At 72.5% G+C, this 19,441-nt stretch carries 18 protein-coding genes, 1 tRNA gene and 1 riboswitch; of the genes, 14 read left to right on the top strand and 5 right to left on the bottom strand.

The annotated features are described in order from the left end of the window. Window positions 1-79: 79 nt before the first annotated feature. Window positions 80-787, top strand: coding sequence for a response regulator (locus OHA37_RS05490; RefSeq protein WP_443046287.1), 708 nt, complete (start codon window positions 80-82; stop codon window positions 785-787). Then, window positions 784-1,929 carry a sensor histidine kinase gene (locus OHA37_RS05485; RefSeq protein WP_266903032.1) on the top strand — a complete coding sequence of 382 codons (1,146 nt, stop codon included), beginning with the start codon at window positions 784-786 and terminating at the stop codon, window positions 1,927-1,929. The genes OHA37_RS05490 and OHA37_RS05485 overlap by 4 nt, the downstream gene beginning before the upstream one ends. 253 nt (window positions 1,930-2,182) lie before the next feature. Here the strand turns inward: OHA37_RS05485 and OHA37_RS05480 are convergent, their stop codons facing one another. Then, on the bottom strand, window positions 2,183-3,187 hold the full coding sequence (locus OHA37_RS05480) for an NAD-dependent epimerase/dehydratase family protein (protein ID WP_266903030.1): 1,005 nt from the start codon (window positions 3,185-3,187) through the stop codon (window positions 2,183-2,185). Between the two features lie 271 nt (window positions 3,188-3,458). Here OHA37_RS05480 and OHA37_RS05475 point away from each other — a divergent pair, with 271 nt between their 5' ends. Both OHA37_RS05475 and OHA37_RS05470 read left to right on the top strand, forming a co-directional pair. Continuing rightward, complete coding sequence (locus OHA37_RS05475) at window positions 3,459-3,812, top strand: DUF805 domain-containing protein (protein ID WP_266903028.1); 354 nt, start codon at window positions 3,459-3,461, stop codon at window positions 3,810-3,812. Between the two features lie 236 nt (window positions 3,813-4,048). Continuing rightward, complete coding sequence (locus OHA37_RS05470; protein ID WP_266903026.1) at window positions 4,049-6,268, top strand: NADP-dependent isocitrate dehydrogenase; 2,220 nt, start codon at window positions 4,049-4,051, stop codon at window positions 6,266-6,268. A 139-nt stretch (window positions 6,269-6,407) separates the two neighbouring features. On the opposite strand, the gene OHA37_RS05465 is transcribed toward OHA37_RS05470, so the two are convergent. Continuing rightward, on the bottom strand, window positions 6,408-6,860 hold the full coding sequence (locus OHA37_RS05465) for a hypothetical protein (RefSeq protein ID WP_266903023.1): 453 nt from the start codon (window positions 6,858-6,860) through the stop codon (window positions 6,408-6,410). Window positions 6,861-7,245: 385 nt separating this feature from the next. Between OHA37_RS05465 and OHA37_RS05460 the strand changes: the two genes are divergently transcribed. From OHA37_RS05460 to OHA37_RS05450, 3 genes are all read left to right on the top strand, one after another. After that, window positions 7,246-8,961 (top strand): glycoside hydrolase family 71 protein, encoded by a 1,716-nt coding sequence (locus OHA37_RS05460; protein ID WP_266903021.1) that lies wholly within the window; start codon window positions 7,246-7,248, stop codon window positions 8,959-8,961. 104 nt (window positions 8,962-9,065) lie between these two features. Continuing rightward, a riboswitch (cobalamin riboswitch) is annotated at window positions 9,066-9,207 on the top strand. A gap of 44 nt (window positions 9,208-9,251) precedes the next feature. After that, window positions 9,252-11,030: a ribonucleoside triphosphate reductase gene (locus OHA37_RS05455; protein ID WP_266903019.1), complete on the top strand. Its 1,779-nt coding sequence runs from the start codon at window positions 9,252-9,254 to the stop codon at window positions 11,028-11,030. Further along, window positions 11,027-11,650, top strand: coding sequence for an anaerobic ribonucleoside-triphosphate reductase activating protein (locus OHA37_RS05450; protein WP_266903017.1), 624 nt, complete (start codon window positions 11,027-11,029; stop codon window positions 11,648-11,650). Before OHA37_RS05455 ends, OHA37_RS05450 begins: the two co-directional genes overlap by 4 nt. A gap of 27 nt (window positions 11,651-11,677) precedes the next feature. On the opposite strand, the gene OHA37_RS05445 is transcribed toward OHA37_RS05450, so the two are convergent. Then, a complete protein-coding gene (locus OHA37_RS05445; RefSeq protein ID WP_266903015.1) occupies window positions 11,678-12,070 on the bottom strand; it encodes a YybH family protein in 393 nt (130 codons plus the stop codon). A 106-nt stretch (window positions 12,071-12,176) separates the two neighbouring features. On the opposite strand from OHA37_RS05445, the gene OHA37_RS05440 reads away from it, so the two are divergent. Next, on the top strand, window positions 12,177-13,100 hold the full coding sequence (locus tag OHA37_RS05440) for a LysR family transcriptional regulator (protein WP_266903013.1): 924 nt from the start codon (window positions 12,177-12,179) through the stop codon (window positions 13,098-13,100). A gap of 38 nt (window positions 13,101-13,138) precedes the next feature. Beyond that, the gene (locus OHA37_RS05435; RefSeq protein WP_266903011.1) at window positions 13,139-14,374 is read left to right on the top strand and encodes an aminotransferase class V-fold PLP-dependent enzyme; all 1,236 of its coding nucleotides are present in this window, start codon (window positions 13,139-13,141) and stop codon (window positions 14,372-14,374) included. A 40-nt stretch (window positions 14,375-14,414) separates the two neighbouring features. On the opposite strand, the gene cobF is transcribed toward OHA37_RS05435, so the two are convergent. Beyond that, window positions 14,415-15,167 (bottom strand): precorrin-6A synthase (deacetylating), encoded by a 753-nt coding sequence (gene cobF, locus OHA37_RS05430; RefSeq protein WP_266903009.1) that lies wholly within the window; start codon window positions 15,165-15,167, stop codon window positions 14,415-14,417. An 18-nt stretch (window positions 15,168-15,185) separates the two neighbouring features. Here cobF and OHA37_RS05425 point away from each other — a divergent pair, with 18 nt between their 5' ends. Genes OHA37_RS05425 through OHA37_RS05410 form a run of 4 tightly spaced genes read left to right on the top strand, consistent with a single transcriptional unit; the run spans window position 15,186 to window position 18,556 of the window. Beyond that, a complete protein-coding gene (locus OHA37_RS05425; protein WP_266903007.1) occupies window positions 15,186-15,959 on the top strand; it encodes a (Fe-S)-binding protein in 774 nt (257 codons plus the stop codon). Further along, entirely contained in the window at window positions 15,956-17,533 is a 1,578-nt protein-coding gene (locus OHA37_RS05420; RefSeq protein WP_266903005.1) for a lactate utilization protein B, read from the top strand. The genes OHA37_RS05425 and OHA37_RS05420 overlap by 4 nt, the downstream gene beginning before the upstream one ends. Continuing rightward, window positions 17,530-18,162, top strand: a complete 633-nt coding sequence (locus tag OHA37_RS05415) for a LutC/YkgG family protein (RefSeq protein WP_266903003.1) — start codon at window positions 17,530-17,532, stop codon at window positions 18,160-18,162. Before OHA37_RS05420 ends, OHA37_RS05415 begins: the two co-directional genes overlap by 4 nt. 4 nt (window positions 18,163-18,166) lie before the next feature. Continuing rightward, on the top strand, window positions 18,167-18,556 hold the full coding sequence (locus OHA37_RS05410) for a VOC family protein (RefSeq protein WP_266903001.1): 390 nt from the start codon (window positions 18,167-18,169) through the stop codon (window positions 18,554-18,556). 136 nt (window positions 18,557-18,692) lie between these two features. Here OHA37_RS05410 and OHA37_RS05405 read toward each other — a convergent pair whose 3' ends face one another. Further along, complete coding sequence (locus OHA37_RS05405; RefSeq protein ID WP_443046116.1) at window positions 18,693-19,259, bottom strand: DUF309 domain-containing protein; 567 nt, start codon at window positions 19,257-19,259, stop codon at window positions 18,693-18,695. A gap of 73 nt (window positions 19,260-19,332) precedes the next feature. Between OHA37_RS05405 and OHA37_RS05400 the strand changes: the two genes are divergently transcribed. After that, window positions 19,333-19,406: transfer RNA gene (locus OHA37_RS05400), tRNA-Pro, on the top strand. The last annotated feature ends 35 nt before the right edge of the window (window positions 19,407-19,441 follow it).

Here is a 19,441-nt window from a genome sequence, read left to right as displayed (position 1 = left end):
GAGCGGTGACGGCGTGAGCAGCGGCAGTGGTGGCAACGGGGGCGGTGGTGGTGGCGGCGCGGAGCCGGCCCCCGCGCGGATCCTGGTCGTCGACGACGACCCGACGGTCGCGGAGGTCGTCACCGGCTACCTGAGGCGCGCCGGCTACACGGTGGAGAGCGTCGCCGACGGCCCGGCGGCGCTCGCCCACGCCGCTCTGATCCGGCCGGACCTGGTCGTACTGGACCTCATGCTGCCGGGTCTGGACGGGCTGGAGGTGTGCCGCAGGCTCCGCGCGACCGGCCCGGTGCCCGTGATCATGCTGACCGCACGGGGCGACGAGGACGACCGGATCGCGGGCCTGGAACTGGGCGCCGACGACTACGTCACGAAACCCTTCAGCCCGCGCGAGCTGGTCCTGCGGGTCACTTCCGTGCTGCGGCGCGCGGCGGCCGCCGGGGCCGCGGCCGGCGCGGGGGCCGGGGTGGCGGAGGCCCGGCTCACGGGCGCCGGGATCACGCTCGATCCGGCCACCCACCGGGCGGCGAAGGACGGACGCGAACTGGCCCTCACGGTCCGCGAGTTCGACCTGCTCGCACACTTCCTGCGGCATCCGGGCCAGGCGCACGGGCGGGAGGAGCTGATGCGCGAGGTGTGGGGCTGGGACTTCGGGGACCTGTCGACGGTGACCGTGCACGTACGCCGCCTGCGCGCCAAGGTCGAGGAGGACCCGGGGCGGCCGCAGCTGATCCAGACGGTGTGGGGCGTCGGCTACCGCTTCGAACCGGGCGAGGTGGCCGCGGCATGAAGGACATACTGCTCATCGCGCTGTTCGCGTTCGGCGGGGCCGTGTGCGCGGGGGCGCTCGGCGCGCTCGTGCTGAGGCTGGTGCGGCACCGGTCGGTGGCGGTGTCCCTGACCGTGATCGCCGCCGTGACGGTCACCGCGATGCTGGCCGGGACGCTCGCCGTGGCCCAGGCGATGTTCCTGTCCCGGCACGACCTCGGGGTGGTCACCCTGGTCGTGGCGATGGCGGCGGTGGTCTCGCTGGCCGTGGCGCTGCTGCTGGGGCGGTGGGTGGTGGCCCGCAGCCGGGAACTGTCCCTGGCCGCGCGGGACTTCGGTGACGGGGGCAGTTTCGCGGCGCCGCCGGGGCTGGCGACCGCGGAACTGGCGGCACTCTCGCGAGAGTTGGCGGCGACGAGCGAGAAGCTGGCGGTGTCCCGGGAACGGGAGCGGGCGCTGGAGACCTCGCGGCGGGAGCTGGTGGCCTGGATCTCGCACGATCTGCGGACCCCGCTGGCGGGGCTGCGGGCGATGTCCGAGGCCCTGGAGGACGGCATGGCGGAGGATCCGGCGCGGTACCACCGGCAGATCCGCACCGAGGTGGACCGGCTGAACTCCATGGTCGGGGACCTCTTCGAACTGTCCCGCATCCACGCGGGGGCGCTGGCGCTGAGCCCGAGCCGGATGTCCGTGTACGACCTGGTCGGCGACGCACTGTCCGGGGTGCACCCGCTGGCGCGGGAGCGCGGGGTGCGGCTCGACGGCGGAGCGGTGGACCGGGTGCCGGTGGAGGTGGACGGCAAGGAGATGACCCGGGTCCTGGCCAACCTGCTGATCAACGCGATCCGGCACACCCCGGCGGACGGCACGGTGGCGATCGCGGCGTCCGTACGGGCGGACGGGGGAGCGGTGGTCGTCTCCGTGACGGACGGCTGCGGCGGCATCCCGCCGGAGGACCTGCCGCGGGTCTTCGACACGGGCTGGCGGGGCACCCCTGCGCGGACGCCTCCGGCGGGGGTGGCCTCGGTGCCGGCGCCTCCGGCGGGGGCGGGGCTGGGGCTGGCGATCGTGCGGGGCATCGTGGAGGCGCATGCGGGGCGGGCGGCGGTACGGAACGTTCCCGGAGGGTGCCGGTTCGAGGTGACCCTGCCGGTGCCGGCCTAGTCCGAGCCGGCCGGGGCCGGTCCCCGGGGGCGCCGCCCCCGGACCCCCGCGCCTCAAACGCCGGCGGGGCTGGATGGTGGTTCCCGCCGTGGGCGGGCGCGGCGCCGTTGCCGGGGACCAGCCCCCGGACCCCCGCGCCTCAAACGCCGGCGGGGCTGGATGTGGCCGGCGTCGGCCTGGATGTGCGGGCCTGGGGCTGGATGTGGTCGGCGTCGGCCCGGATGTGCGGGCCTGGGGCTGGATGTGATCGGGGTCAGGCGTGGGCGAAGTCCGTCATGCCCTTGGTGAACTCGACCTCGGGGTGCCAGCCCAGGTCCGTGCGCAGGCGGTGGGAGTCGGCCGTGATGTGGCGGACGTCGCCGAGGCGGAATTCGCCGGTGATCACCGGGGCGGGGCCGCCGTGGGCCGTGGCCAGGGCGGTGGCCATGTCGCCGACCGTGTGCGGGGTTCCGCTGCCGGTGTTGTAAGCGGTGCACACGCCGAGCGGTGTCGAGGCCTCCAGGGCCAGGGCGTTGGCCTGCGCGACGTCCGTCACGTGGACGAAGTCCCGCCGCTGGCCGCCGTCCTCGTACACCTGCGGGGCCTCGCCCCGCGCCAGCGAGGAGCGGAAGAAGGAGGCCACGCCCGCGTACGGGGTGTCGCGCGGCATCCCCGGCCCGTACACGTTGTGGTAGCGCAGCGACACCGCCCGGCCCTCCACGCACCGTGCCCAGGAGGCCGCCAGGTGCTCTTGGGCCAGCTTCGTGGTCGCGTACACGTTGCGCGGGTCCGTCGGCGCGTCCTCGGCGACCAGCCCCGGCGCCAGCTCCGAGTCGCAGACGGGGCAGCGCGGTTCGAAGCGGCCGGCGGTCAGGTCGGCGACGCGGCGCGGACCCGGGCGGACCACCCCGTGGCGGGGGCACTCGTAGCGGCCTTCCCCGTAGACCACCATCGAGCCGGCGAGCACCAGGTCCCGGATCCCGCCGTCCGCCATGGCGGCGAGCAGCACCGCCGTGCCGAGGTCGTTGTGGGAGACGTACGCCGGGGCGTCCGCGAAGTCCTTGCCGAGGCCGACCATCGCGGCCTGGTGGCAGACGGAGTCCACCCCGCGCAGAGCCCGGCGCACCGCCTCGGGGTCGCGGACGTCGGCCCGTACGAACTCGGCATCGTCCGCTGGGGGGACGAGGTCCAGGACGAGGGGATCGTGGCCGCGAAGGCGCAGAGTGGTAACGATGTGGGAGCCGATGAACCCGGATCCGCCGGTGACGAGTACGCGCATGACCGGGACGTTACGGACTTCGGGGCAGCGCGGGGGGCTCCCACGCCCCTCCGTAAGACTTCCGTCAGCTCATTTCGTCACGGATGGTGAGGAGATGGGGGCGGAGGGTCCCAAGTGACGTCCGGTACCAGTGTGTTTGAGTCACCAAGCGGTGAAAGGTAACCCTTTTGATGCCTTGCCAACTGGCTTGACCGCGACGTAAGCGGGGCATAAGTTCTGCCCCGGCTTGCTCCGTCCGGGCGGGCCGGAACGCCGTTCTCTGGGGGGACCCATGCACTACTACACCGACGTTCTGAAGAAGTACGCCGACTTCTCCGGCCGCGCGCGCCGCCAGGAGTACTGGATGTACACCCTGCTCTCGCTGCCGATCGTGATCGTCCTCGTGATCATCGACTTCGCGCTCGAGACCTACCCGCTGTTCGTCGGCCTGTACGTCCTGGCCACGTTCCTGCCGAGCCTCGCGGTCACCGTCCGTCGGCTCCACGACCTCGGCAAGTCCGGCTGGTGGTACTTCATCGGCCTCGTCCCGTTCGTCGGCGGCATCTGGCTGCTCGTCCTGACGGCCACCGAGGGCCAGCCGAACCCGAACGAGTACGGCCCGAGCCCCAAGGCCGTCCACGCCTGAGCAGGTCCGTAAGCGGCAGTGCCTGAGCGTCGCCCTGGCTGGAAACAGCCGGTGGCGGCGCTTTCGCCGTTTCCGGCCGGATCCGGCGGCTCCGGGCCGTCCCGGGGCCACCGAGCGTGACGTGTGTCTCGTACGGGCTTGCGCCGGGGGGCTGTCCAGACCGGCCCGATCACGAGATATCTTGATGTCGAGCAATGTTGCAGACGAGAGACGCAGACTGTGGAGCGGAGCATCCGGTGACTGACTCGACCATCATCTACACGCACACTGACGAGGCCCCGGCCCTCGCGACGTATTCGTTCCTGCCTGTGATCCAGGCGTACGCGTCGACGGCCGGTGTGAATGTCGAGACCCGTGACATCTCCCTGGCAGGTCGGATCATCGCCAGCTTCCCCGAGTACCTGGAAGAGGGCCAGCGGATCGCGGACGCCCTCGCCGAGCTCGGCGAACTGGCGAAGACCCCGGGCGCCAACATCATCAAGCTGCCCAACGTCTCGGCGTCGATCCCGCAGCTCAAGGCCGCGGTCGCCGAGCTCCAGGGCCAGGGCTACGCGCTTCCGGACTACCCGGACGACCCGAAGAGCGACGAGGAGCGGGAGAACCGCGCCCGCTACGACAAGATCAAGGGCAGCGCCGTCAACCCGGTCCTGCGCGAGGGCAACTCCGACCGCCGCGCCCCCGCCTCGGTCAAGAACTACGCCAAGGCGCACCCGCACCGCATGGGCGCCTGGACCTCCGAGTCGAAGACGAACGTCGCCACCATGGGCGAGAACGACTTCCGCTCCACCGAGAAGTCCGCCGTGATCGCCGAGGCCGACACGCTGCGCATCGAGTTCGTCGACGCCGACGGCGCCGTCACCGTGCTGCGCGAGTCCGTACCGGTGCTCGCCGGCGAGGTCGTGGACGCGTCCGTCCTGCACGTCGACGCGCTGCGCACCTTCCTGAACGACCAGATCGAGCGCGCCAAGGCCGAGGACGTCCTGTTCTCCGTGCACCTCAAGGCCACGATGATGAAGGTCTCCGACCCGATCATCTTCGGCCACGTGGTCCGCGCCTTCTTCCCGAAGACCTTCGCCCGCTACGGCGAGACCCTGGCGGCGGCCGGCCTGTCCCCGAACGACGGCCTCGGCACCATCCTGAACGGCCTGGGCGCGCTGCCCGACGCCGACGCGATCAAGGCCTCCTTCGACGCCGAGATCGCCGAGGGCCCGGCCCTCGCGATGGTGGACTCCGACAAGGGCATCACCAACCTGCACGTCCCGTCCGACGTCATCGTCGACGCCTCGATGCCGGCCATGATCCGCACCTCCGGCCACATGTGGGGCCCGGACGGCGCCGAGGCCGACACGCTCGCGGTCCTTCCGGACAGCAGCTACGCCGGTGTCTACCAGGTCGTCATCGACGACTGCCGCGCGCACGGCGCGTACGACCCGTCCACGATGGGCTCGGTGCCGAACGTCGGCCTCATGGCCCAGAAGGCCGAGGAGTACGGCAGCCACGACAAGACCTTCGAGCTGGCCGCCGCCGGCACCGTCCGCGTCGTCGACGCCTCGGGCGCCACGGTCCTGGAGCAGGAGGTCGCCGCCGGCGACATCTTCCGCGCCTGCCAGACCAAGGACGCGCCGATCCAGGACTGGGTCAAGCTCGCCGTCACCCGCGCCCGCGCCACCGGCGTCCCGGCCGTCTTCTGGCTCGACGAGGGCCGCGCGCACGACGCGCAGCTGATCGCCAAGGTCAAGACGTACCTCGCCGACCACGACACCGATGGTCTGACCATCAAGATCCTGTCGCCGGTCGAGGCCACCGCGTACTCCCTGGAGCGCATCCGCCGCGGCGAGGACACCATCTCGGTGACCGGCAACGTGCTGCGCGACTACCTGACCGACCTGTTCCCGATCCTGGAGCTGGGCACCAGCGCCAAGATGCTGTCGGTCGTCCCGCTGATGAACGGCGGCGGCCTCTTCGAGACCGGCGCCGGCGGCTCCGCCCCGAAGCACGTCCAGCAGCTCGTCAAGGAGAACTACCTGCGCTGGGACTCCCTCGGTGAGTTCCTCGCGCTGGCGGTCTCCTTCGAGCACCTCGCCACCACCACCGGCAACGCCCGCGCCCAGGTGCTGGCCGACACCCTGGACCGGGCGACGGGCACCTTCCTCAACGAGGACAAGTCGCCGAGCCGCAAGCTGGGCGGCATCGACAACCGCGGCAGCCACTTCTACCTCGCCCTGTACTGGGCGCAGGAGCTGTCGCGCCAGACCAGCGACCCGAAGCTGGCCGCCGCCTTCGACCCGCTGGCCAAGGCGCTGGCCGAGTCCGAGGAGAAGATCGTCGGCGAGCTCATCGCCGTCCAGGGCGCCCCGGCGGAGATCGGCGGTTACTACCAGCCCGACGCCGCCAAGGCCTCGGCGATCATGCGGCCGTCCGCGACGCTGAACGAGGCGCTCGCGCTCCTCGGCTGAATTCAGCCACGGCAGGACTGAGTTCCGTCAGGAACGAGTCCTGCCAGGGCTGAGGTCCGTCAGGACCGAGGTCCACCGCTCCAACGGGTGCGCCCCGGTCGGCAGTCGCCGGCCGGGGCGAACCCGTTTCCGCGTCCGGTCACAGGGGGTGCACCTGCTCCGGCGCGAAGGCCAGCGGGTCACGTCCGGCGGCCAGGATCCGCAGCCCGGGGGCCACGGCGAGCAGTTCGCGCAGCCAGTCCAGGGCCTCGGACGCGAGGTGCTCGCAGCCGTCGAGGACGAGCAGCATGTCGCGCTCCGCCAGCCACGACGTGGCGTTCGACGTACCGCACGGCAGGAACGGCATGCCCGGTACGCAGCCCAGAGCGGCCGTCAGGTCGCGGACCCCGAACCGCCGGTCCATGGACACCACGGCCACGCCGTCGTAAAAATTGGACGAGAGCCGTTGCCCGATCTCGTGCACCAACTGGCTCCGGGGCTCACGGAACCGACCGGTGACGGTCAGCACTTTGCCCTTCCGCACGGCGGTGAAAAGACGGGACAGCTCCGCGGAGGTCGCCGGGAACGTACCGGCTCCTCTGGAATCCCTCATCGGCACGATGCCCCCCTGCATGCGTGACCTGCGGCAAGAGGGTTGTTTCAAGCCGCATGAAGACGATTATGCGCCACTTTTCTGGAAAGGCCAGGGGAATTCCCTATTCCGGTGAATCGCCCGTGGCGCCCGGTGATCGCAGCAGTTGTACAGGTCACACGCCTTTGTCCAGCCGGGCGTGCAGAGGTGCCGCTCTGAGGTGCGGCCTTTCCCTCGCGAGCGCACCGAATCCCGTCCCGTCTCCGTCCGATCTCCGTCCGATCTCTGTCCTACCTCCGCCCCGTCCCCCGGGGAACAGTTGTCCGGGGCCCCGGAATCCGCTGTACTGCTGCAGTGCCGCCCGATGTACGGGCATGGCGCGGGCATATTCGGGGGAGGGGTCAGGATGAGTGCGGACCGGCGTCGGGCAGGGCGGGGCGCGAGACCCGCGTCGCACCGGCGCCGTGCGGGATTCCGGCGTCGAAGACCCCTGCTGAGCCTCCTCCTGTCCGCCTTCCTCCTCGTGGGCGTCTGCGCCGCGACGGGCATCGCCTGGGAGCCCCGTACCGTCGCGGACGCACGGACCCGCTCGGGACCCGGCCCGGCCGCCACCCTGCCCGGGACCCCCGGCGACGGCCCCGCGCCCGCCACCACCGGCCCCACCGCCACCGGCGCGGGCAGCGCCGCCCCGCAGAGCCCGGGCGGGCCGGCCCCGGACCCGAAGGCCCAGGGGTCCGGTACGGACGGCGGGACGCGCCCCACCGGAGCCCTGCCCTTCGACCTGCCGCAGCCGGCCGCCCTGCGCTCCGGCGCCGCCGGCAAGAAGCTGGTCTTCGCCCACTACTTCACCCCGTACCCGCTCTCCCTGGACAACGCGAACGCCGACGTCGACTACTACACGCGCAACTACCTGAAGCCGGACGGCGAGAGCGGCAAGCACGCGCGCTACGGCGGCCTGCTGCGCGACCGGCCCCCGCCCGTCGCGCCCAAAGCCGGCAACTGGGAGCTCGCCAACCTCCAGCAGGAAGTCCGCACGGCACGCGCCGCCGGCATCGACGGATTCACCCTCGACCTGCTCTCCCTCTCCGGGAAGAACCTCGAACGCTGCAACCTCCTGATGGAGGCGGCCCGTTCAGTGGATCCGGGCTTCAAGATCATGCTGATGCCGGACATGACCTCCCTGGGCACCGACGACCCCGCCGTGCTCGCCGACCTCCTCGCGGACCTCGGCACGTCACCGGCCGCCCACCGGCTCCCCGACGGGCGGCTGGTCGTCTCGCCCTTCAAGGCGGAGGAGAAGAGCGCCGCCTGGTGGACCCGGGTCATGGACGTCCTGAAGTCACGGCACGGCATCCGTACCGCCTTCGTCCCGCTCTTCCTCGACTTCGGCGCGCACAGGGTTGCGTTCGAGTCCATCAGCTACGGATTCTCCGAGTGGGGCAGCCGCAGCTACGTCGGCCAGGAGGGCTCCACGCGCGACGTACGGCGCGCCCACGCCGCGGGCAAGATCTGGATGCAGCCCGTATCCGTCCAGGACGCCCGCCCCAACCAGGGGATCTACGACGAGGCGGGCAACACCGCTACCCTGCGAGCCACTTGGAACCGCGCCATCGAGGACGGGGCGGACTGGGTCCAGCTCACCACCTGGAACGACTACAGCGAGGGCAGCCAGTTCGCGCCCTCCCTGCACAACGGCCACGCCTATCTGGACCTTTCCTCGTACTACCTCACGCGGTTCAAGACGGGCGGCTGGCCGAAGATCGTCCGGGACACGCTGTACCTGAGCTCGCGCACCCAGTTCGCCGCCGCCGACCCGGCCGGCGGCCAGTCCCTCGTGATGTCGCTGCGGGGCGGCAGCGCCGCGGCCCGGGATACGGTCGAGGTCCTGAGCTTCCTGACCGCACCCGCGAGCATCCGTACGGCCGTAGGGGCGGCCGGGGACGCGCACGAAGCCCCGGCCGGGGTCCACTCCGAGCTGATTCCCCTCCGTCCCGGCGCCGGCTCGGCGGCCGTGGTGCGGGACGGCAGGACCGGGGCCCGGGTGGAGCTGCCCTACCGGGTGGACCGCACGGTGGAGGTGCAGGACCTCCAGTACCACGCCGCCAGCAGCGGCCGGGGCTGACTCCGCGAGGCCCCTGCGGCTGCTCTCCGCAGGGGCCGAAGTCCCTTGGTTCGGGACCTTCGTCACCCCATATGTAGTGGTGGCGCTCTGCTGTCGCATCCATATGTAGTGTTGGCCTTGCCGGTTCGGCGGGGCCTTGCCCCGACCGAGGCAACAGGGAACCCGGTGGGAATCCGGGACTGCCCCGCAACGGTTACGTCCGCCACGGCGGACGAGTCCGACACCTGCCGGCACGGGCCTTCGAAGAGGGCCCGCCATTCTTCCGTGCCGAGCCTCGTGGGAGGGCTGCCGTGACCGCTGCCGTCGATGCCGTAGAGACCGTGACCGAATACCTGGACCGCCGGGACTGGCGGGTGAACGCCAACGCCAACCAGGGCTATTCGCTCGGCGGGCTCATCCTCAACGCCGCGGGCAAGGTCACCGCGAACTACTGGCTGGAACGGGTCTATCCCGCCGCCGTGGCCCGCGCCCACCGCGAGGGCGACCTCCACATCCACGACCTGGACATGCTCTCCGGCTACTGCGCCGGCTGGTCCCTGCGCACCCTGCTGGCCGAGGGCCTGGGCGGAGTCCCCGGACAGATCGACTCCGCCTCGCCCAGGCACCTTTCCTCGGCCGTCGGCCAGATCGTGAACTTCCTTGGCACCCTGCAGAACGAATGGGCGGGCGCCCAGGCCTTCTCCTCCTTCGACACGTACCTCGCGCCCTACGTCCGCCTCGACGCGATGACGTACGGCCAGGTCAGGCAGTGCGTCCAGGAACTCGTGCACAACCTGAACGTGCCCTCGCGCTGGGGCACCCAGACCCCCTTCACCAACCTCACCTTCGACTGGACCTGCCCCGAGGACCTGCGCGAACAGGTCCCGGTGATCGCGGGGGAGGAGGCCGGCTTCACCTACGGCGAACTCCAGGCCGAGATGGACATGATCAACCGGGCGTACATCGAGGTGATGGCGGAAGGCGACGCCACCGGGCGGGTGTTCACCTTCCCCATCCCGACCTACAACATCACCAAGGACTTCCCCTGGGAGGGCGAGAACGCCGAGCGGCTCTTCGCGATGACCGCCAAGTACGGCCTCCCGTACTTCCAGAACTTCATCAACTCCGAGCTCGAACCGAACATGATCCGCTCCATGTGCTGCCGGCTCCAGCTCGACCTGACCGAGCTCCTCAAGCGCGGCAACGGCCTCTTCGGCAGCGCCGAGCAGACCGGATCGATCGGCGTGGTCACCCTCAACTGCGCCCGCCTCGGGCACCTTTGCGCGGGTGACGAGGAGCGGCTGCTGGCCGAGGTGGACCGGCTGTGCGAGCTGGCCAAGGAGAGCCTCGAACTCAAGCGGGTCACCGTCCAGGATCTGATCGACGGCGGCCTCTTCCCGTACACCAAGCGGTACTTGGGCACCCTGCGCAACCACTTCTCCACCATCGGCGTCAACGGCGTCAACGAGATGGTCCGCAACTTCAGCGGGGACGCGCACGACATCACCTCGCCCGAGGGGCACGCCCTCGCGGTCCGCCTCCTGGACCGGGTGCGGGCCCGGATGACCGACTTCCAGGAGAGCACCGGCCACCTCTACAACCTGGAGGCCACCCCCGCCGAAGGCACGACGTACCGCTTCGCGAAGGAGGACCGGGCCCGCTTCCCCGACATCCTCCAGGCCGGCACCGACGCCAACCCGTACTACACCAACTCCTCCCAGCTGCCCGTCGGATGGACCGACGACCCCTTCGAGGCGCTGGAGCGCCAGGACGAGCTGCAGGGCAAGTACACGGGCGGCACCGTCCTGCACCTCTACACCCCCGAGCGGATCCCGACGGCGGAGGCCTGCCGCAAGCTGGTCCGGCGCTCGCTGGAGACCTTCCGGCTCCCGTACCTGACGGTGACCCCGACCTTCTCCATCTGCGCGGACCACGGCTACCTGGCGGGGGAGCAGCCCACCTGCCCCACGTGCGGGGCGGCGTGCGAGGTGTGGACCCGGGTCATGGGCTACCACCGCCCGGTGTCCTCCTTCAACATCGGCAAGAAGGGCGAACACGCCGAGCGCGTCCACTTCAAGGCCGCGGTGTGACCGCCGCGGCGGCGCCCGGCGAGGTCGTCCGGATCGGCGGCTGGTCCCGGCTGTCCACCTGCGACTGGCCCGGCCGCCTGGTCACCACCGTCTTCTGCCAGGGCTGCCCCTGGCGGTGCGGCTACTGCCACAACCCGGGCCTGCTGCCCGCCCGGGCCCCCGCCGCCGTCTCCTGGGACGAGGTGCTCGGCCACCTCGCCCGCCGGACGGGACTGCTCGACGGGATCGTCTTCTCGGGCGGCGAACCGCTGCTCCAGCGCGGCCTGCCGCAGGCCGTGCGGGAGGCCCGTGCGCTGGGCCTGGAGGTCGGGCTGCACACCGGGGGAGCCTTCCCCCGGCGGCTGGCCCGGCTGCTGGACGCCGGCCTGCTGGACTGGGTCGGCTTCGACGTCAAGGCTCCGCCCGGCCGGTACGAGAAGGTCACCGGCATCGGCCACGCCGCCGCCTCGGCGGAGCGCAGCCTGCGCCTCCTGCTCGCCTCGGGGGTGCCCCACCAGCTCCGCACCACGGTGGACCCGGCCCTCCTGGGCCCGCCCGCCCTGGCCGAACTGGACGACTGGCTCGCGGGACTGGGCGCGGGGGCCACGCTCCGCCAGACCATGCGCCCGCCGGCGGCCTGAGGCCGGGAGCGATCCGCAGGAGACGGCCTACGAGGCTCCGCCCGCGCCCGGCGCGAACTCCGGCTGGTCCAGCAGTCGCAGCCAGCTGCCGTCCGGCTGGCGGCGTACGACCTGGGCGCGGGCCCCGGCGCCGTCGCTCGGAGGGGTGGAGGTGAGGGCGATGCCCTCGCTCACCAGCGTCGGCAGCGGGGGCTCCGGCTCGAAGCGGGGCCGGTTCGCGAGCACCCGCTCCCACAGGGCGCGGATGGCCTCCCGCCCCACCGTCAGTTCGCCGGGCGGGAAGGCCATCACGGCGTCCACCTCGTAGAGGGCGGCGACCCCGGCCGCGTCACCGGCGTTGGACCGCTCGACGAACAGGCGGGTGATGTCCTCGGGGTGCAGGGCCTTCTCGTACGACGCGTAGTCGGTGGTGTCCGGCACGGCTTCCTCCTGCGGTCGGTCAGCTCTTCGGGGTGCGGTTCAAGCCTCGCCACCCAGCGATCAGAAGTCCAACAGCTGGTTCTGCTGGTAACTAGAATCTGCAGTCATGGAACTGAGGCAGCTCGAATACTTCGTCGCGGTCGCCGAAGAACAGAACTTCACCCGCGCGGCCGAGCGCGTCCACATCAGCCAGTCCGGGGTCAGCGCCCAGATCCGCCGCCTCGAACAGGAACTGGGGGCCGAGCTCTTCGACCGCTCCGGCCGCACCGCCACCCTCACCGCCGCCGGCAAGGCCGCCCTCGACCACGCCCGCGCGGCCCTCGCCGCCACCGGGGCCCTCACCCAGGCGGTGGGCGAGGTGACCGGCCTGATCCGCGGCCGCCTCACCGTCGGCATGGTGGTCGGCTGCACCCTCACCCCCCTCTTCGACGCCCTCGCCGCCTTCCACCGGGCCCACCCCGGCGTGGAGATCGCCCTGCTGGAGGACAACTCCGACCGCCTGGTGCAGGCCGTACGGGCAGGCGCCGTCGACCTCGCCCTGGTGGGAACCGCCGCCACCACCCCCGACGGGCTGGAGGCGCTCACCCTCATCAGCGAGCGCCTGGTCGTCGCGGTCCCGCACGGGCACCCCCTGGCCGAAGCGGACCGGGTGACCCTGCGCGACCTCGGCCGGTACCCGGTCATCTGCATGCCGCCGGGCACCGGACTGCGCACGGTGCTCGACCTGGCCTGCGCCGGACAGGGACGGGAACTCCCGATCGCCCTGGAGGCCGGAGCCGCCGACGCCATGGCGGACCTCGCCGCCCGAGGCCTCGGAGTCGCCGTCCTGAGCGCTTCGATGGCCGGTTCGTACCGGGACCGGCTCACCGCCCGGACCATCGAGGACGTGGAGGTCCCGGCCCTGCTCTCCCTGGTCTGGCGCGATACCCGCGGCCCCGCCGTACGGGAGCTGCTCCTGCGGTGCCGCCGCGCCTTCGCCCCCGCGATGGCCGGAGGAGGGGCTGTCGCTCCGGTGGACGGCGGGGCATGATCGGGCCGACAGCCGCGCCGCACCCACGGAGGTCCCACGTGACCCAGCCCGCCGAGCCGACCGACCGCACCGACCGCACCGACCGCGTCGCCCCCGCCGACGCCGCCGGACGGTCCGGAGCGGCCTCACGCAGCGGGTCGATGCGCCGTCCCGCCGAATTCCCGGGCGGGCGGGAGCTGTTCCGGCTCTCTCACGACGTCAGCCACCTGAACCACGGGTCGTTCGGAGCGGTGCCGATCCCCGTCCAGGAAACACAGGCCGCCCTCCGGGCCCAGGCGTACGCCGACCCCGACGCCTTCTTCATCGGCGCGCCCGACCGGCTCGTCGAGGCCCGGACCCGGATCGCCGCCCGGCTCGGCGCCGATCCGGCCGGGCTCGCCTTCGTGTCCAACGCCACCGAGGCAGCCAACGTGGCCCTCGACGCCGTGGAGTTCGCCGCCGGCGACGAGATCCTGGTCACCGACCACGGCTACGGCACGGTCGTCGCGGCCGCCGCCCGGCGCGCCCCGCTCACCACCGTGGCACTGGGCACCGACCTCCCCGACGAGGACGCCGTACGGGAAGCCGTGCTGGCCGGGGTCACCCCGCGGACCCGGGTCGCCGTGCTCGACCACATCAGCTCGCCCACCGCCCGGCTCATCGCCTCGCCCCGGCTGCTCGCCGAACTCGCCGAGCGGGGCATCACCACCATCGTGGACGGCGCCCACGCGCCCGGCATGATTCCCGACCCCCTGGGCGGAGGCGCGGACTTCTGGTTCGGCAACCTCCACAAGTGGGCCTACGCCCCGTCCGGCACCGCGATCCTGGCCGTCGCCCCGCACCACCGCGACCGGGTCCGGCCGCCGGTGCCCTCCTGGGAGGCGCACTACGGCTTCCCGCGCTCCGTGGAGAACCGGGCCACCTTCGACTACACCGGCTGGCTCGCCGCCCCGGACGGGCTCGACCTGCTGGAGGAGCTCGACGCCGCGAAGGTACGGGCCCACAACAGCTCCATGGCCGGCTACGGCGCGGCCCTGCTCGCCGAGCTCCCCGGAATCGCCCCGCTCCCGTACACCGAGGGCCTCGCCCTGCGCACGCTGCGGCTGCCGCCCGGGGTGGCCGAGACCCCGGACGCCTCCCGCGACCTGCGCGAGCGGATCGCGGCCGAGCAGCGGATCCGGGTGCTGATCTGGCCCTGGCCGGGCGGCGGCGGGATCCGGGTGAGCGGGCAGATCTACAACCGGGCCGAGGAGTACGAACGGCTCGCCGAGATACTGCCCGCCTACCTCCCCTAGAGGGGCGCGTGCAGCTGGGCGCGGAAGGGCGCGGAAGGAATCAGTCGCGCCGGAGCAGGTACGTGTCCATGATCCAGCCCTTGCGGGCACGGGCCTCGGTGCGCAGCTCCTCGATCCGGCCGGCGACCTCCGCCAGCTTCCCCGAGACCAGGATCTCGTCGGGGGTGCCCACGTACGCACCCCAGTAGATGTAGAGGTCCTGGTCGAGGTGGGCGGTGAAGGCGTGCCGGGCGTCCAGCATCACCACCACGTCGTCCACCCCCTCCGGCCAGCCCTCCGCGAGCCGGCGCCCGGTGGTGATCTGGACCGGGCGGCCCACCCGGTTGAGGTTGGTGCGGTGGCGGGCCAGCAGCGAGGAGATGCTGCTGATGCCGGGCACCACCTCGTGCTCGAAGGCGACCCGGCCCTTCTCCAGCACCTCGTCGAGGATCGCGAGCGTGGAGTCGTAGAGGGAGGGGTCGCCCCACACCAGGAACGCGCCCGTCTCGCCCTCCGCCAGGTCCTCGGCGATGAACCGCTCGAAGAGCTCGGCCCGCGCGCTGCGCCAGCCGTCCACCGTGGGGGTGTAGTCGGAGGGCGTCCGGTCGCGGTCGGGATCGCGGCCCTCCACCAGGCGGTGTCCGGGGCGGGCGTGCGCGTCGAGCATCGCGCGCCGCAGCCCGGTCAGATCCGCCTTCTCCTCGCCCTTCTCCAGGATGAGGAATGCGTCCGCCGCGCCGATCGCCCTGACCGCCTGGAGGGTCAGATGGTCCGGGTCGCCCGCGCCTATGCCGATCACTGAGAACTTCTTCACCGGGCTATTGTGCCCATCATGCGAGCCGCCCTGTTCGTCACCTGCGTCAACGACGCGATCTACCCGCGCACGGGCATCGCCGTCGTCCGCCTCCTGGAGCGGCTCGGGGTCACCGTGGACTTCCCCGCCGCGCAGAGCTGCTGCGGTCAGCCGCAGTACAACACCGGCTACCGTCGCGAGGCCGAACCACTGGTCCGGCGTACCGCCGAGGCCTTCGCCGGGTACGAGTACGTGGTCACCCCGTCCGGCTCCTGCGCGGCCATGATCCGCTCCCACTACACCCGGATCGGGCGCGCGGCCGAGGCGGAGGGGCGGGGCCCGGGGCTTGCCGCGCTCGCCGAAGGCCTCGTACCGCGCGTGTACGAGCTCACCGAGTTCCTGGTCGACGTCCTCGGCGTGACGGACGTCGGCGCGTACTTCCCGCACACCGTCACCTACCACCCGTCCTGCCACGGCCTGCGGACTCTCGGCCTCGGGTACCGGCCCCGGCGGCTGCTGGCCGCCGTACGCGGTCTGGAACTGCGCGAACTGCCCGGCGCCGAGGAGTGCTGCGGCTTCGGCGGGACGTTCGCCGTCAAGAACCCCGACGTCTCGGCCGCGATGGGCACCGACAAGACCGCCCACGCGGTGTCCACGGGCGCCGAGGTCCTCTGCGGGGCCGACAACTCCTGTCTGGCCCACCTGGACGGCATCCTGCGGCGCCAGGGCGCCCCGCTGCGGGCCCTGCACCTCGCCGAGATCCTGGCCGCGACGGAAGAGGAGCCCGTCCAAGGGTTCGAAGGACTCGTATGACGGGCACCCACCTCGGCATGCCGGCCTTCCCCGAAGCGGCCCGCGAGGCCGTACGGGACGAGGTGCTGCGCGCCAACCTCCGCCACGCCACGCACACGATCCGCGACAAGCGGGCGCGCGCCGTCGCCGAACTGGAGGACTGGGACCGGCTGCGCGCGGCCGGCAAGGCGGTCAAGGACCACACGCTGGCCCACCTCGACCGCTACCTGCTCCAGCTGGAAGCCTCCGTCACCGCCGCGGGCGGCACCGTCCACTGGGCGGCCGACGCCGACGAGGCCAACCGCATCGTGACGGAACTGGTCCTGGCCACCGGGGAGAAGGAAGTCGTCAAGGTCAAGTCCATGGCCACCCAGGAGATCGGCCTCAACGAGGCCCTGGAGGCGGCCGGGATCGCCGCGTACGAGACCGACCTCGCCGAGCTCATCGTCCAGCTCGGCCACGACCGGCCCTCCCACATCCTGGTCCCGGCCATCCACCGCAACCGGGGCGAGATCCGCGACGTCTTCGCCGCGGAGATGGGCGGCTGGGGCCGTCCGGCCCCGGAAGGGCTGGGCGACGACCCGCGCGAGCTCGCCGAAGCCGCCCGGCTGCACCTGCGCGAGAAGTTCCTGCGGGCCAAAGTCGCCGTGTCCGGCGCCAACTTCATGGTCGCCGAGACCGGCACCCTGGTCGTCTTCGAGTCCGAGGGCAACGGCCGGATGTGCCTGACCCTGCCCGAGACCCTGATCTCGGTGGTCGGCATCGAGAAGGTGGTGCCCACCTTCCGCGACCTGGAGATCTTCCTCCAGACCCTGCCCCGCTCCTCGACCGCCGAGCGGATGAACCTGTACACGACCATGTGGACCGGGCTGGGGCCCTCGAAGGGCGCCGACGGCGACGGCCCCTCCGCCTTCCACCTCGTCCTCCTCGACAACGGCCGCACCGACACCCTCGCCGACGAGGTGGGCCGCCAGGCCCTGCGCTGCATCCGCTGCTCCGCCTGCCTCAACGTCTGCCCGGTGTACGAGCGCGCCGGCGGCCACGCCTACGGCTCCGTCTACCCCGGCCCGATCGGCGCCATCCTCAGCCCCCAGCTCCGGGGCACCGGCAGCGAGATCGACGCCACCCTGCCCTACGCCTCCACCCTGTGCGGGGCCTGCTACGAGGTCTGCCCGGTCGCCATCGACATCCCCGAGGTGCTCCTCCACCTCCGCGAACGCGTGGTCCAGGGCGGCCCGGTGACCCGCGAGGGCATCCGGGTCCGCATCCGCCCCGCCGACGGCCACACCGCCGAACGCGCGGCGATGCGGGCCGCCCGGATCCTCCTCGACCATCCGGGTGCACTGCGCGCGGGGGAGCGGCTGCTGGCCCGCGCCCGGCGGCTGCGACCGCGCCGGCTGCCGGGGCCCGGGCGGGCCTGGACCGACAGCCGGGAGCTGCCGGAGCTCCCGGAGCACTCGTTCCGCGACTGGTGGGCCCAGCGGGAGAAGGCGGGGCGGGAGAAGGCGGGGCGCGAGAAGGCGGGGCCCGCGAAGGTGGAGCCCGCGAAGGTGGAGCCCGCGAAGCCGGAGCACGAGAAGGGGGCACGCCCGTGAGCGCCAAGGAGCAGATCCTGGCCCGCATCCGCCGGGCCCTGCCGGAGCCGCGCCCGGACACCGGGATCCCCCGGGACTACCTCGCGGTCCACGGAGCCCGCACCCCGGCCGAGACCGTGGACCTGCTCGCCGCGAACCTCACGGAGTACCGGGCCAAGGTCCACCGGGTCGACGAGGACGGCATCGCCGTGCTGCTGAGGCGGCTCCTCGCCGAGCGGGGCTCCGAGTCCGTCCTGGTACCGCCCGGGCTGCCCCCGTCCTGGACGGCCGCCGTCGACGCGACCCTGATCCACGACCGCGCGGACTCCACCGCGCACCAACTGGACGCGGTGGACAGCGTGGTGACCGGCTGCGCCCTGGCGATCGCCGAGACCGGCACGCTCGTCCTGGACGGCGGCCCGGAGCAGGGACGGCGCCGGATCACCCTGATCCCGGACCACCACATCTGCGTGGTCCGCGTCCCCGGCCAGGTCGTGGACTCCGTCCCCCGCGCCCTGCCGCTGCTGGACCCCACCCGGACCCTGACCTGGATCTCCGGCCCCTCCGCGACCAGCGACATCGAGCTGGACCGGGTGGAGGGCGTGCACGGCCCCCGCACCCTGGAGGTGGTCCTCCTCGGCGCACAATGAGGGCATGTCCTCCCACCTCGCCCTCACCGCCCTCGTGGTCCACGACTACGACGAGGCGATCGACTTCTACACCCGCGCGCTCGGCTTCGACCTCGCCGAGGACACCCCTCGCCCGGACGGCTCCCGCTGGGTCGTGGTCCGCCCGCCCGGCGCCAAGGAGTCCGCGCTCCTGCTGGCCCGTGCCAAGGACGACGCCCAGCGTTCCCGCGTCGGCGACCAGAGGGGCGGCCGGGTCGGCTTCTTCCTCTACACCGACGACTTCGCCGCCGACCACGCCCGGATGACCGCCGAGGGCGTCCGCTTCCTGGAGGAGCCGCGCCACGAGGCGTACGGCTCGGTCGCCGTCTTCCAGGACCTCTACGGCAACCGCTGGGACCTCCTCCAGCCGGCGTAGCCCCGGCCGGGCATGGGAACGGGATCACCCGGGGAGGCCGCCGTGCCGCCCCGGCCGGGCCGGACCGCCGGGGAGGCTGGTGTTCCGCACCTCCCGGGCGCCCGGAGCCGGTCCGCCCGTTGCCGGCGCCCCGCGCTCAGGCCGGGCCGGGCCCGCCCGTGAGGTGCGGGGCCTCGGCCGCCGCGTCGACGGCCGCCCCGGACTCCACCCGCCCCGCCAGCTCCCGGGCCCAGCCGACGAGCCCGACCAAGTCCATCCCGTACGGGGGGCCGCCCTCGAAGGCGGTCGCACCCCCGGCTGCTTCCCGCCCGGCCAGGGCCAGGGCATCCGCTCCGCGGCGCAGCAGCCGGGCCCCGCCGACCGCGTTCCCGCGCGCGGAGTGCGTCAGCCCGACCGCCAACTGCGCCAGCGCCCGCCACAGCGGTGCCTCGGCATCGGGCCCGGATTTCCAGGCGTCCTCGAACACCTCGTGCGCGTGGAAGGGCATCCCGGCGTCCAGCAGCAGCTGCGCCTGCACCACCGTCTCCCCGGGCGTCCGCACCACTCCCTCGGGCTGCCGCTCCACTCCTTGGGCCCCGTAGGGCAGCGGCCGCCCCAGCCCGTCCCTGGGCCGCGCGTTCCGCGCCCGCCCCTCACCGTCCCGATCCCGTGCGTTCACCCTTCCATCCTCGCTTCCTCCCCTTCCCGCCGATAACCGGTGCATGGACACCCCTCGGTGTGGGGTAATGTTCTGCATGTGCCGCCGAGACGGGGGAAACCCCAGATCAGAAGCACATCGGGACGTGGCGCAGCTTGGTAGCGCACTTGACTGGGGGTCAAGGGGTCGCAGGTTCAAATCCTGTCGTCCCGACTTTGCTTTATGCGAGTCGGAGGTCGTCTTCTCAG

Origin of the sequence: Streptomyces sp. NBC_00335 (assembly GCF_036127095.1) — a bacterium.
Taxonomy (GTDB): Bacteria; Actinomycetota; Actinomycetes; order Streptomycetales; family Streptomycetaceae; genus Streptomyces.
The sequence above is the reverse complement of the archived record's forward strand: the minus strand, read 5'-3'. Positions and strand labels throughout refer to the sequence as shown.